The organism is Rufibacter sp. LB8 (assembly GCF_014876185.1).
Lineage (GTDB): Bacteria > Bacteroidota > Bacteroidia > Cytophagales > Hymenobacteraceae > Nibribacter.
Window position 1 is genome coordinate 3,187,428 of the sequence record NZ_JADALJ010000001.1, and the last position, 14,396, is coordinate 3,201,823.

The 14,396-nt window shown below is 49.9% G+C and carries 9 protein-coding genes; 4 read left to right on the forward strand and 5 right to left on the reverse strand.

Annotated features, from left to right (window positions below; translation table 11 throughout):
* Positions 1-81 precede the first annotated feature (81 nt).
* Positions 82-1,896 (reverse strand): ABC transporter ATP-binding protein, encoded by a 1,815-nt coding sequence (locus IMY23_RS13360; RefSeq protein WP_192822564.1) that lies wholly within the window; start codon positions 1,894-1,896, stop codon positions 82-84.
* A gap of 288 nt (positions 1,897-2,184) precedes the next feature.
* Here IMY23_RS13360 and IMY23_RS13365 point away from each other — a divergent pair, with 288 nt between their 5' ends.
* A complete protein-coding gene (locus tag IMY23_RS13365) occupies positions 2,185-2,772 on the forward strand; it encodes a hypothetical protein (protein ID WP_192822565.1) in 588 nt (195 codons plus the stop codon).
* A gap of 59 nt (positions 2,773-2,831) precedes the next feature.
* Here IMY23_RS13365 and IMY23_RS13370 read toward each other — a convergent pair whose 3' ends face one another.
* Together IMY23_RS13370 and ileS are read right to left on the reverse strand one after the other, a co-directional pair.
* The gene (locus IMY23_RS13370; RefSeq protein WP_192822566.1) at positions 2,832-3,464 is read right to left on the reverse strand and encodes a lipoprotein signal peptidase; all 633 of its coding nucleotides are present in this window, start codon (positions 3,462-3,464) and stop codon (positions 2,832-2,834) included.
* Positions 3,465-3,563: 99 nt separating this feature from the next.
* A complete protein-coding gene (gene ileS, locus IMY23_RS13375) occupies positions 3,564-7,070 on the reverse strand; it encodes an isoleucine--tRNA ligase (RefSeq protein ID WP_192822567.1) in 3,507 nt (1,168 codons plus the stop codon).
* 590 nt (positions 7,071-7,660) lie between these two features.
* On the opposite strand from ileS, the gene IMY23_RS13380 reads away from it, so the two are divergent.
* A complete protein-coding gene (locus IMY23_RS13380) occupies positions 7,661-8,749 on the forward strand; it encodes a dipeptide epimerase (protein ID WP_192822568.1) in 1,089 nt (362 codons plus the stop codon).
* Between the two features lie 363 nt (positions 8,750-9,112).
* Here IMY23_RS13380 and IMY23_RS13385 read toward each other — a convergent pair whose 3' ends face one another.
* Entirely contained in the window at positions 9,113-10,609 is a 1,497-nt protein-coding gene (locus IMY23_RS13385; RefSeq protein WP_192822569.1) for a glycine--tRNA ligase, read from the reverse strand.
* Between the two features lie 215 nt (positions 10,610-10,824).
* On the opposite strand from IMY23_RS13385, the gene IMY23_RS13390 reads away from it, so the two are divergent.
* Both IMY23_RS13390 and IMY23_RS13395 read left to right on the forward strand, forming a co-directional pair.
* Positions 10,825-12,231, forward strand: coding sequence for an inorganic phosphate transporter (locus IMY23_RS13390; protein WP_192822570.1), 1,407 nt, complete (start codon positions 10,825-10,827; stop codon positions 12,229-12,231).
* Between the two features lie 279 nt (positions 12,232-12,510).
* The gene (locus IMY23_RS13395; protein ID WP_192822571.1) at positions 12,511-13,647 is read left to right on the forward strand and encodes a hypothetical protein; all 1,137 of its coding nucleotides are present in this window, start codon (positions 12,511-12,513) and stop codon (positions 13,645-13,647) included.
* 236 nt (positions 13,648-13,883) lie between these two features.
* Here the strand turns inward: IMY23_RS13395 and IMY23_RS13400 are convergent, their stop codons facing one another.
* Positions 13,884-14,375, reverse strand: a complete 492-nt coding sequence (locus IMY23_RS13400) for a hypothetical protein (RefSeq protein ID WP_192822572.1) — start codon at positions 14,373-14,375, stop codon at positions 13,884-13,886.
* Between the last annotated feature and the right edge of the window lie 21 nt (positions 14,376-14,396).

Sequence of the window (14,396 nt, forward strand, 5' to 3'; positions counted from 1 at the left end):
TTACTCTGTTTCGGTTTTTGGCCTGCGTTTGGGAAATGAGGGTCAAAACGCCGGTGAGGGAATAGAGTTTCGCAAATATACCTATTCGTCTATACTTGATTTATAGACTTTTCGTTTCTCCTGGGCCGCTAAAATATCTGCCAGTTCCCCAGACGGCACCGCCTGCAGTAAAGCCTTGGTGTATGCATGCTGCGGGCGCTCATAGATTTCTTCTGACGTTCCTTCCTCCACAATTTTGCCCTCGTGCATGACCAGTACCCGGTCGGCCATGAATTTAGCTACTGCCAGATCATGCGTGATGAACAGAATGGTGAGGTTGAACTGCCGTTTGAGTTGGTTGAGCAAATTGAGCACCTGCGCCTGCACAGACACATCTAGGGCAGAAACCGCTTCGTCACAGATGATACACGTGGGGTTAGACGCCAGGGCGCGCGCAATACTGATACGCTGTTGCTGACCTCCTGAAAATTCCTGGGGATAACGTTGAAAATGATGGGGCTGCAGACCTACTGTTTCTAGTAGTTGCAAGGCACGCTGCTTTCTGGCCTGCCTGCTTTTGAACACCTTATGTACCTGCATGGGTTCCATTATGGTGTGGCCTATTTTCATGTTGGGGTTCAACGAGCCAAACGGGTCTTGAAACACCATTTGCAAATCTTTGCGGGCTCGGCGTAATTCCTCAGAAGGCAACGTGGCCCAATTCTGGTTGTTGAAAACAATGGTGCCCTGCATAGGCTTTACCAACTGCAACAAAGCCTTGGCCAAGGTAGTTTTTCCACTGCCAGATTCACCTACTATAGCTATAGTCTCACCAGGGAAAACCTGGAAGGAAACTCCGTTCACAGCACTAATTTCCTCTTTTTTAGGAAAAAGAAGGCCTTTAGTTACCGTGTACTGTACGTGGACATCTTCTACCACCAATAAAGGTTTTTCTGGGTCCGAGATTGTCTGTGGATTCTGCTTTGCAATGTCTTGCAACTGCTGCTTTTCCACAGGTGATTCTCTGTTTTCAGAGAAACGACTTTCTTCCTTTGGACCTTGCTTTAGAAAATCAGCCACAGTGGGTAACTCGGTTTTCTGGGTGGTAAGCGTAGGCCGGCAGGCGAGTAAGGCTTTGGTATAGGGATGCTGCGGGTTGCTGAAAATCTGGGCGGTGGTGCCTTGCTCTACTATCTTGCCTTGGTGCATCACCAGAATGCGGTCGGCAATCTCGGCTACTACCCCTAAATCATGCGAAATAAAAAGAAGCGAGGTACCTTTCTCCAGCCTTAGTTGGTTGAGCAGTTGCAGAATGTTGGCTTGTACCGTCACGTCTAAGGCGGTGGTGGGTTCATCAGCTATGAGCAACATCGGTTCACAGGCCATAGCCATAGCAATCATGACCCGCTGCTGCTGTCCGCCGGATAATTCATGTGGGTAACTCTTGAAGATTTTTTCTGGGCTAGGCAGTTGTACCATCTCAAAAAGCGCCAGAACTCTTGCATTGGCTGCTTTTTTAGAGATAAGCCTGTGCATCAACAACACTTCCCGCACTTGTTTTCCACAGGTCATTACGGGGTTGAGCGATGACATAGGCTCCTGAAAAATAATGGAGATGTCGTTGCCTCTTATCTTCTGCATCTGCTGTTGGGGCAGCGTTAACAAGTTTACCAAGCCTACATCCGGAGAATGGAACAGTGCCTTTCCGTTGCCAATTTTCACTTTAGAGGAAAAGATCAGTTGCAGTAAGGCTAGAGCCAGCACCGTTTTGCCCGACCCAGATTCGCCCACAATGGCCACGGTTTCGCCTTTCTGCAGGTGAAAGGACACGTTGTCTACCGCTTTTACCACGCCCTGCGCTGTCTGGAACTCTATTTCCAGGTGGTCAACGGCAAGAAGTGGGTTTGGGGATACCATACTCTTAAATGGAAATAAGAAGAATCAATAACGGTTTTGAGTGGAAAAGGAAAGCCACGCGTTTTTGGCCTCGTTTCTGGAAATGAGCCCGAAAACGGCATCTGGGTTTAAGCTACCCAACGGTCACTTCTACCAAATGTAAGCATTTCACGCCACCACAAGATATGGGTATAAGTACTCATACCAACAAAAAAGGCAGTGGGCACAACCAAACGTTCTAAAAGAAAGTATGCACAATACCTTATGGTCTCCCTTTCACCCTTTATAGATCATTTTCAACCATTACTTATGAAACACTTTATCAACTGCGGTTCTTTCCTGATGAAAACCTTCTTTGTGGCGTTCTTCTGTCTGCTCGCCTCCCAAACCGTATCGGCGCAGGCCTTGTACAAAAATAACTTCCGGACCGGTGTAGGCTTTGCTTATATTGTGGAAGGCGACAACAGCGGCGCTATCTTCTCTCAGCAATACACCCGTGAACTGTCTGACCGCCTGAATCTGTCTGTGAGCGGTGAATACCTCAGTTCTTCCAGATATGATCAAGGGCAGAAGATTTTTACATCACGTAAAGCATTTGTCATGTTTGATGCTGCTGTTTCGTGGGACTTGACTGAACACCCCACCTATGGCGTTAAGATTGGTGTAGGCCCGGCTGTTAGAAGACGCTCAGAAGTAGATTTGAAAACCGGCTTGTCTGGAAATGATGTCAATAATTACATCCACAGCCGTGAGCGTGATTTTGGTGGGAAAGTGTTTCTGGAGAACGATTTTTACTCAGATAACCGCCTTTTCTTCGGGGGCCGGGCCGCTGGCTATTTCTATAACAAAGGCTCCAACATTTTTGCCATCAGTGTGAACATGGGCTATGCCTTCTAGTTAATAGATTCATAGTAAAAAGAAGAAGGGCTGCCAAGTTTTGGCAGCCCTTCTTCTTTTTAAGCCTGTTCAATGTTTATTTCGTGGGTTTCTTTTTGAACCGGCGGCTGCGGCTGCGGATTCAGGAACTTAGTCTGGTTCAGGATGATGATGAGCACTCCTACAAAGATAGCGGCGTCTGCCACGTTGAAGATAGGCCACAAGTGCATGTCAGAACCGCCAATCAACGGAATCCAGTGCGGGAAATCAACCCGGCCTATGTCAATGAAGAACATGTCAATTACCTGCCCATGTAGCCAGGGCGTGGATACGCCGTGAGGCGCGTTGCCCGGAATGAACACCCCATAGAAGATACTGTCAATCAGGTTGCCAATGGCGCCGCCCAGAATCAGGCCCACGCACCAGACCAGCCCTTGGTGGTATTTGTTTTTCACCAGATGGTACACCAGGTACCCAATGGCCACCATGGCCACCATTCTGAACACCGTGAGTATAATCTTGCCGTAATCTGAGCCCAGTTCCACGCCAAAGGCCATGCCGGGGTTAAGCGTGTAATGCAGCTTGAACCAGTCGCCAAATACAGGAATCTCGCCTGGCCCACCAGGGTACATGTTATGGTGCACCCACAGCTTCACTGCTTGGTCAATGATGATGACCAGCAAAGCCACCAGGTAATATTTTGCGTACTTCATGTTTTGGGATTAACCTTCCGTTTTTGGGCTCATTTCTGAAAACAAGCCCGAAAACGGAAAGCGATTCATCTTCTATTTTCTATTGGCGGCGGTAGCCATTTATCTGGCCACTTCAATTCTAACCGGCAAGTTAAAACCTTCCATCTCTAAAATGGTGGATTCTGCTAACTCTGGCACCACGGTCAATTCCACGGCCTGCACTTCCTCAGAGATGTAACCACCAAAGGCTTGAACGGCCGAAGCCACTTCTTCATTGCCTCCTTGCAGCTGCACCCTGATTTTGTCCTGCACATCCAGGCCGCTGTCTTTACGCAGGTTCTGGAGGCGGTTCACCAGTTCGCGCGCCATGCCTTCCAGTTTCAGTTCCTCAGAGATGGTGATGTCCAGCGCCACGGTCAAGGCTCCTTCAGAGGCTACCAGCCAACCCGGGATATCTTCTGAAAGGATTTCCACGTCTTCGCGGCTCAGCACGGTGGTGTCATCTGGTTCCAGGGCAATTTCAAAGAAACCTTCGCGCTCCATTTTGAGGATGTCTTCCTGGCTCATTTGCTGAATCTGGGCGGCCACCAATTTCAACTTCGGCCCGAACACCTGGCCCAGACGCTTGAAATTGGGTTTGATTTTCTTCACCAGAATGCCGGTGGTGTCTTCAAGATACTCCAGGTTTTTCACGTTCACCTCAGAGAGAATCAAATCTTCCACGGCTAAAAGCTGCGTCTTCATTTTCTCGTCTAAGATAGGCACCAGAATACGGCTCAGCGGCTGACGCACTTTGATCATGTGTTTCTTGCGCAGCGAGTGTACCAGAGAAGACACATTCTGCGCCAATTGCATGCGTTGCTCCAAATCTACGTCAATCAGGACTTCCTGCACCTGGGGGAAATACTCCAGATGGATAGAGGCCGCAGTGCTGCGGCCACTCACGCGGTTCAAATCTAAGAACAAGCGGTCCATGTAGAACGGCGCAATGGGCGATGCCAATTTCGCTACCGTCTCCAAACAGGTATAGAGCGTTTGGTAAGCAGCGGTTTTGTCTTGGTTCAACTCCCCTTTCCAGAAACGTTTGCGGTTGAGGCGCACGTACCAGTTACTCAATTCATCGGCCACAAAATCCTGGATGGCACGGGCGGCTTTAGTTGGGTCATAATCGTCAAAGTAACCGGCTACTTCCTTCACCAGTGTATTCAAACGAGAGATAATCCAGCGGTCGCTTTCGGTTCTATGAGCAACAGGCACTTCTTCGCCTTCAAACGTGAAACCATCTAAATTGGCATACAGCGCGAAGAACGAGTACGTGTTCTGCAGCGTGCCGAAGAAGCGACGCTGCACCTCGGTAATTCCATCTAAATTAAACTTGAGGTTATCCCAAGGCGGGGCGTTCACAATCATGTACCACCGTGTGGCATCCGGACCAAACTTACCGATGGTCTCAAACGGGTCAATGGCATTGCCGAGGCGCTTGCTCATCTTGTTGCCGTTCTTGTCCAGCACCAGGCCGTTGGCAATCACGTTTTTGAACGCCACGCTGTCTTCCAGCATCACAGCCAACGCGTGCAGCGTGAAGAACCAGCCACGGGTTTGGTCCACGCCTTCGGCAATAAAGTCTGCCGGGAAGTTTTGCTCAAAAATCTCTTTGTTCTGGAATGGATAATGCCACTGCGCGTAAGGCATGGCGCCGGAGTCAAACCAGACGTCAATCAGGTCTAGTTCGCGCTTCATGGGCTTGCCGCTGGGGCTTACCAACACAATGTTATCCACATACGGGCGGTGCAGGTCGAAGCCGTCATAATTGAAGTCGGTCACACCTAACTCGGCGCGAGGCTCCTCAGTACCGGTTGGGCTCAAGGCGAATTCACCGGCAAATTCCAGCATATTATTCGCTTCGTGCTCGTCTCTGGTGCCCGTGTTATGCACAACGGATTTCCCGGCTTGTAGCGGGTTTTCCTTCATGAAACCAGCAGAGATTGCACGCGCAATCTCACGGTCCAGTTCAGCTACTGAGCCGATGCAGATTTCTTCGTCGCCTTCTTCGGTGCGCCAGATAGGCAACGGAGTGCCCCAGTAACGCGACCTTGACAGGTTCCAGTCCACCAGGTTTTCCAGCCAGTTGCCAAAGCGGCCGGCCCCGGTAGATTCTGGTTTCCAGTTGATGGTTTTATTCAGCTCAATCAAGCGCTCCTTCACCGCGGTGGTTTTGATGAACCAGCTGTCCAGTGGGTAATACAAGATAGGTTTATCAGTGCGCCAGCAATGTGGGTAACTGTGCTCGTATTTCTCTACTTTAAATGCCTTGCCCTCTTCTTTGAGTTTGATGGCAATCAGTACATCGGTGCTTTTGTACTCTTTATCGTTCTCGTCTAGGCCGTCATAGTTCTTCACCGGCATACCGGCAAAGTCAGTCACCTCTTTCACGAAGCGCCCCTGGCGGTTGACCAACGGACTTGGCTTGCCGTTTTCATCTGTTACCAACAGCGCCGGTATGTCATTCTGTGCGGCTACCCTAAAGTCATCGGCCCCGAAGGTTGGGGAGATATGCACAATGCCAGTTCCGTCTTCGGTGGTCACGAAATCACCTATCAACACTCTGAACGCCGGCTTTTCTGGCTGCACGTAAGGCATCAGTTGCTCGTACTCAATGCCCGCCAGTTGCTCACCAGTGAACTCGTCCACCACTTTAAACGGAATCAGCTTGTCGCCGGGCTGGTACGCGTCCAGTTCTAACTCCGCAGCCTTCGGCGAAAAGTATTGACCCAGTAAATCTTTGGCCAGGATCACCGTCACCGGCGTGTGCACATACGGATTGTAGGTTTGCACCTGCACGTATTTGATGTTCTTGCCCACCGCCAAGGCCGTGTTGGCCGGCAAAGTCCAGGGCGTGGTAGTCCAGGCCAGGAAAGAAACCTCACCCCGACCCTCTCCAACGGAGAGGGAGTCAAACAAGAATGTGGATTTACTGTTTTCTTTCACCTTGAACTGCGCCACAATAGACGTGTCCTTCACATTACGGTACGTGCCCGGCTGGTTCAACTCGTGTGACGACAGACCAGTTCCGGCCGCCGGGGAGAATGGTTGAATGGTGTAGCCTTTGTAGAGGTAGCCTTTGTCATAGAGTTTCTTGAGCAGCGCCCAGTTAGACTCTATGTATTGGTTGTCAAAGGTAATGTAGGGGTTATCAAGGTCTACCCAGTAACCCATGCGCTCGGTGAGGTCGTCCCACTGGTCTTTGAAGCGCATCACGGTTTCGCGGCAGCGGGCGTTGTACTCCTCCACCGAGATGGTCTTGCCGATGTCTTCCTTGGTGATGCCCAATTCTTTCTCCACCTGCAACTCAATGGGAAGGCCGTGTGTGTCCCAGCCGCCTTTGCGCTGCACCTGAAACCCCTGCAGGGTTTTATAGCGGCAGAAAATGTCTTTCACGGCCCGGGCCATCACGTGGTGAATGCCTGGTGCGCCGTTGGCCGAGGGCGGCCCTTCATAAAATACGAACGTGGGTTTCCCTTCGCGGGTCTCCACTGATTGCTCAAAGATGCGGTTCTCTTTCCAGTAGGCTCTCACCTCCTCGGCCAGGTTCGCGTAATCCAGTTGCTTATACTCGTTGTACTTCACCGTATGGGTTGCTATGGGTGTTGTTTCAGTTTTTCAAGGCTCGCCCACAATAACATAGGCGCTGCCGAAGGATAGAATGCGCAAATTAAAACCTATGACGCTCACTTCCTTCTTTTAGCAAAGTTAAGAATAAAAACTTGTGTAGCGGGTTCAAGGATTACTCCCGTTTTCAGGCTCATTTCCAGAAACGAGGCCAAAAACGGAAATTCACTTTGGAGGCGGATTACTAGCGCGAGTCTCCATACTCGTGGTACCAGATGTGTGGAGTCTCCAGACTCCTTTTCCTATATGTTCGGTTTGTGGTTCACTGCGAGTCTGGAGACTCACTTCATCCCAAGTCACAAGACTGGAGTCTCGCGCCATAGCAATGTGTGAAATACCAGCTATCTAAAATAAAGAAGACGCGCACCGGCTCCGTGGAAAACCTGGCGTTTTTGGGTTCTGAATTGGAAACGAAGGCAAAACCAGGAATCCACTTTTTCACAGCACAACTTTGGTCTTTCTTTATTCCGCTTCATTTTTAAGCGGCTTTATGATGGGCGGCACGCTGCTTCTTTGTTTATTTGCCGCTGCACTTTTCAACGTTTGCCATGTCTCCTACACAAATTGTCTCTGTCAGTTATCAACCGCTCAACCTGCCTTTGAACGAGCCCTTCGCCATTGCCACGGGCACGCAGTACCAAGTAGAAAATGTGGTGGTGCAAGTTACCTTGGCCAACGGCACCACGGGTTTGGGCGAAGCGGCTCCGTTCCCGGCTGTGAGCGGCGAGACACAGGAAAGTACGTTGGCCGTGCTGCAGAACTTGGAAAAGCTGATGCTCCAGAAAGACGTGAAAAACTGGCGCACGCTGGCCAAGGAATTGGAAGCCGCCGCGTATGATGCCCCCGCCGCCCGCTGCGGACTGGAAATGGCTATTTTGGATGCGCTCTGCAAGCATTACAACATGCCGTTGTATGTGTTCTTTGGAGGTGTGCAGACCCAACTGATTACAGACCTCACCATCACTGCCGGGGATGAAGCCCATGCTGCCGCTTCAGCCAAGTCCATTGTAGCCCGTGGGTTCTCCATAATCAAAGTAAAAACCGAAGGCGTGGATGTGGACTATGATTTTAGACGAATGCAGGCTATCCACACCGCGGCTCCAGACGCCAAATTAATTATAGACGGAAACTGCGGCTATGATTTAACGCGGGCTCAAGACTTTGTCCACCGGCTGCAAGAAGCCAAAATACCCGTTATCTTACTGGAACAACCACTTCCGCGGGAATCTTGGGAAGACTTGGCCATGTTGGCAACCACCTGCCCTTTCCCCATCGCCGCCGATGAATCAGCGCGCTGCGCGAAAGACGTGGCCCGATTGGCACAGGACAAAAGTGCCTCGGTTGTCAACATAAAACTGATGAAAGCCGGTGTGCTGGAAGCTTTGCAGATGGCCGCGCTGGCAAAAGTGCACGGATTGGGTCTTATGATTGGCGGCATGGTGGAGAGCATCCTGGCCATGACTTTCTCGGCACACTTCGCAGCGGGCATTGGCGGCTTTGACTTCGTGGATTTAGATACACCTTTGTTTATAGCAGAGCATCCGTTTACGGGCGGTTTCCAACAGCAGGGTGAACATTTGCAATTAGATTCAGAAATTGCTGGGCATGGCGTCACGCTAGATTCGCCTCTTTCCTAAATCTTAGAAGAGAAACCAGAATGCGTTTTTGGCTCCGTTTTCAGAAATGGAGCCAAAAACGCATTTTTTTAATGTAGAGACCAGGCAATGCCTTGCCTCCCACATATTCCGGATTATTTAATTTGGTAGGGATTGGTGAATAATTTTAAATACCAGCTTCTGATAAGTAAATATGCGTTCGGTAGTTTCGCCAATCAGGAGATTGGCTGCCCGGTCCTACGAAGAGCGCGTTGCTAACTTTTCGCAGAACATTTTGGGATGACCGTCAAAATTAATCTTACATCAATAAAAAAGGCGCTCCCATGACAGGAACGCCTTTTCTGTTTTTGGGCACAATTCTGGAAATGAAGCCGAAAACGGAGATTACAGCTTCTCAAAAATACGTTTGAAACTCACGGCATCCCCAATGTACTGGCGAAGTTCTGAGAGGTGCATGCGTTTCTGCTCACGGCTGTCGCGCTCGCGTACGGTGACGGTGTCGTTTTCCAGGGTCTCGTAATCCACGGCAATACAGAACGGCGTTCCAATCAGGTCCTGGCGGGTGTAGCGTTTGCCAATGGCGTCACGCTCCTCGTAAATCATGTTGAAGTCAAAGCGCAGGTCATTGAAGATCTCCATGGCTTTCTCGGGTAGGCCGTCTTTCTTCACCAGCGGGAAAACGGCGGCTTTCACCGGGGCAATGGCCGGATGGAATTTGAGGAAGGTACGGGTTTTGGTGTTCTCGCCTTCGGTGATTTCCTCTTCCTGGTAGGCGTTGCAAAGCGTCATCAGGAACAGACGGTCAGCGCCCACGGACGTTTCCACCACGTACGGCACATAGTTTCCGAAAGGTTTTCCGTCTTCGTTGAGGTCATTGTCAAAGTACTGCTGCTTTTTACGGCTCAGGTTCTGGTGCTGGGTTAGGTCGAAATCAGTTCTGGAGTGGATGCCTTCCACTTCTTTGAAGCCGAAGGGGAATTCAAACTCAATGTCCACGGCGGCGTTGGCGTAGTGGGCCAGCTTTTCGTGGTCATGGAACCGGAGTTTGTTGGCGGGAACGCCCAGTGCCTCGTGCCAATTCTTACGCATGGTGCGCCAGTGCTGGTACCATTCCATCTCGGTGCCAGGGCGAACGAAGAACTGCATTTCCATCTGCTCAAACTCGCGCATTCTGAAAATGAACTGGCGCGCCACAATCTCGTTCCGGAACGCTTTCCCAATCTGGGCAATCCCGAAGGGAATTTTCATACGGCCAGATTTCTGCACGTTCAGGAAATTCACGAAGATTCCCTGGGCAGTTTCAGGGCGTAGATAGATGGTGCTGGAGTCCTCTGCCACGGAGCCCACCTGTGTGGAAAACATGAGGTTGAACTGGCGCACATCGGTCCACTTAGAAGTACCTGATATTGGGCACTTTATATTTTCTGAGATAATGAGCTCCTGCACGCCTTTCAGGTCTTCGGCGCCCAAGAGACGGCCCATTTCCTGCAACAGTGCGTTGGCTTTTTCCACATCACCGGCTTTCTCGTACTCGGCGGCTTTTTCTTCTATGAGAACATCGGCGCGGTAGCGTTTCTTGGAGTCCAGGTTGTCAATCATGGGATCGTTGAACGAATCCACGTGGCCCGAGGCTTTCCAGGTGTGCGGGTGCATGAAGATGGACGCGTCAATGCCCACCACGTTCTGGTGCAGCTGGGTCATGCATTTCCACCAAAGCGTTTTGAGGTTGTTCTTCAGTTCCACCCCATTCTGGCCATAGTCATAGACCGCCTGCAAGCCGTCATAAATCTCGCTGGACGGGAACACGAAGCCGTATTCCTTGGCGTGCGAGATGATATCTTTCAGCTGTGCGTTTTCTGTGGTTTTCTCAGTTGTGCTCATGGGCGCAAATATAGGGGTTTTAGTGGCACAAAGCTGTATGATTTGCATGTTAGCCCGCCGTTGGGAACCAGGCTCCTATCTTTTTGATTATTTGGTCTTTATTTTATTTTATTTAGCGTATGTTACCCCAATGTTATGTGATTTAACAATTCGGTAACATTGGACATACTTTTAACTAGTAGTTTTGGCAGCTTTTTTTCTCACCCTCAATTTTTATGTTCGGATTAGAGACTGACTTATTGATTCTGCTGGTAATTTGTTTGCTGGCAGCCTGTGCGTTTGAATTTGTGAACGGTTTCCATGACACAGCCAATGCCGTAGCCACGGTTATCTACACTAACACCCTCCGGCCCTGGGCGGCGGTGGTATGGTCTGGCTTCTGGAATTTTATTGGGGTTTTTGCGGGTGGTATTGGCGTGGCCATGGGCATTGTGTACCTCTTGCCCATTGAAACGCTCATTGACCAAGACGTCTGGCATGGCGTGGCCATGGTGGGCGCCCTGCTGGTGAGTGCCATAGTCTGGAACGTGGGTACCTGGTATTATGGCCTTCCGTCTTCCAGTTCGCACACCTTGATCGGCTCTATTCTGGGTCTGGGCATTGCTTATTCCCTGCTGCCTTCTACCAGCGGCACTACGTTTGCCTGGGATGAAGCCACCAAAACGGGCATGTCACTGATAGTATCACCGTTTCTGGGGTTCACGCTCACCGTGTTTCTGATGTTCTTGCTGAAGCGGTTTGTGAAGAACAAGACCATTTTCAAAGAACCTCACAAACGCAAGGCGCCGCCGCTCTGGATTAGAATTATCTTGATCATCACCTGTACGCTGGTGTCTTTCTTCCATGGGTCAAATGACGGTCAGAAAGGCGTGGGCTTGGTAATGCTGATTTTGATAGCCATTGTGCCTACGTATTTTGCGCTGGACCAAACCAAGAACCCGTTTGAGTTGCAAACGTCGCTGGTGAAAGTGGAGCAGGTGTTGGGTAAGGTTGACAGCACAGTGCTCTCTGCCTCAGATGCGCAGCAGCTGCGCCATTTGAACGAGGAAGTGCAGGAGATGAAAACCATCTTCGCGGCCAGCGCCGGTTTAAAAGAACTTCCCAATGATGCCCGCTTCAAACTGAGAAGAGACATTCTGCTCATCACCAAGAACTCCAAGAACCTGCTGGAAAGCAAAGACATCACGATTAGCCAGCGTGACCGTGACGTACTCAACGAAGGCGTGACCGGCATGCGCTCGTTCACAGACTACGCCCCAGACTGGGTGATCATGATGATTGCGCTTTCCCTGGGCCTGGGCACCATGATTGGCTGGAAACGGATTGTGAAAACCATAGGCGAGAAAATTGGCAAGGAACACCTCACGTACGCGCAAGGCGCCTCGGCGGAGTTCATGGCGGCCAGCGTGATAGGTTTCTCCACGTTTGTGTTCAAGCTGCCGGTAAGTACCACCCACATTCTGTCTTCTGGTATTGCCGGTAGTATGGTGGCCAACAAGGGCATTAAAAACCTGAATGCCGGTACCATCAAAAACATTGCCCTGGCCTGGGTGCTGACCCTGCCGGTTTCCATGTTCCTGTCTGGTTCATTGTTCCTTTTGTTCCGGTGGATGATGGATTAAGGCCTGTATGACTTTTATATAAGAAGAGCCTCCCTAGTACCAGGGAGGCTCTTCTTGTGTATAGCCGTTTTCGGGCTCATTTATGGAAATGAGCCCGAAAACGGAAAAGTGGCCTAGCAGCTAACGGCTTATTTAACTGTCACAGAGCTACCCGGACGTGGCCCTTCCTTCAAAGTTGGTATCTATTTTCTATCTTACCTTCAGGATTATCGTATTCACGTAATATTCTGGTTTTATTTACGGCTCTATTTGACTTCATTCTACCTTTAAATAAACTTAATGGCCAAACGTAAGAAGGGAAAAGGATCCCTGGTTCCTGCCCAACCCTACAAATTCCGGAAACGGATAGGTATTCTGGACATCATTCTCAAGCGGGATAAAAGCTTCCTTTACTTTATTGCCTTTTCCTTTATTCTGGTGGGCGTGGTGTACCCGTATGCCTCTGTGGCCATGTGGGTGGGGTTTGCATTTGCGGGCTACTCTGCCATTGCCAATGACAGCATACAAACCATAGGCACGTTCATTGTTTCCAACGAAGACAAAAAATGGTACTGGCAGTGGCTTTTCATGGGCGGCATTTTTCTGGCCACCGTTTTTTACAGCTGGTACGTCTTCAACGGCGATGTCACGTATGAACGCCTTTCTTCCAAAGGGTTCAAAGATACGCCTACCAGCTTTGTGTTCCTGCAGATAGCCGCCCCGGTCATCTTGCTCCTGCTCACCCGCTTCCGGATTCCGGTTTCCACCACTTTTATGCTCCTGAGCGTTTTCACCGTTGACTCCAAGGCTATTTTAAGTATGGTGAACAAGAGTTTGATGGGCTACGTGGCTGCCTTTTTAGTGGCCTTGTTTCTGTATCTGCTATTAACTAACATCATCAAGAAGTTTATAAAAGGCCAGGCCCATGGTGCCTGGATCTGGGCCCAGTGGATCATCAGTGGCTTTCTGTGGCATATCTGGCTGGCTCAGGATCTGGCCAACATTGCGGTGTACCTTCCCCGCCAATTGAATGTGTGGGAGTTCGCAGCCTTTGCGGCTTTTATCTTCTTTGGTCTGGCGTATATTTTCTACATGCGCGGTGAGAAGATACAGAACATCATCAATGAGAAATCTGAGGTGCGGGATGTACGCAGTGCCACCATTATTGACCTGGTGTATGCGCTCATTCTCTATTATTTCAAGGAAGTCAACAACGTGCCCATGAGTACTACCTGGGTGTTTGTGGGCTTGCTGGCGGGCCGCGAGTTGGGAATGCGCATCAGGTCCAGAGATTCTACTACCAAGTTCGCCAAGACCTTTAAATTGATAGGCAAAGACATCTTCTCCGTGGCTCTTGGTTTATTGATCTCCATTCTTTTGGCCATTGCCATTAACCCGGCTATTCAGGAAGAGATTAAAGCGTATTTTATGGGGTAACCCTGCTCTCACATAGATATAAACAAAATAGCCGCTCTAGAGCGGCTATTTTGTTTACCAGGCATTTGGTTTGAATTTTCTGGGTCTGCTAAACTGAAAATGTAGCCAGAGCGTGTAGGCTTGGTTAAATTTCCGTTTTTGGCCTCATTTTCAGAAATGAGCCTGAAAACGGAAATAGCCACTAGATACAGCCTTCTTTAAACCAATGCTGAATGGCTTATATAATGGATTTCCCCTTATGATGTGGCTTGGTTGTCGCTGGGCCACAGGACTTCCAGGTTATCATCCATGTGTACGCCAAAGTTGATGGCCAACAGCTTTCCTTCTTCAAAGTAAAGGTCAATCATCTCTTTCTCGTAAGACAGGCAGGTCACGTTGTTCTCAATTTTCTCTTTCTCCACAGATTGCACGCCCTGCTGCTTGAACAAGTCTTCCACTTCCTGGATTTCCATCTCAAACAGTTTCTTGCCCCAGAGGGTCACGTTGGGGTTGGCGGTTTCTATGCAGCTGAGGCGGTAATCATCTTCCTTGTCAAAGTAAAAGGAGAAACCGGTGTCCCAGTAGTTCCAGGCTTTGTGCTCAAATTCGTCTTCGTCGTCTGACTCTTCTATTTCTTCGGGCTCGCCCATGAGATCCTCTACCTGGTCCATGCTCAAACCGAAGACTAACTCCCCAATTCCCTGGCCCAACCGAATCTCATGATCAAACTGCTCGTTGTTCTCTTCCATAATGTTTGCTTTATATGGTAC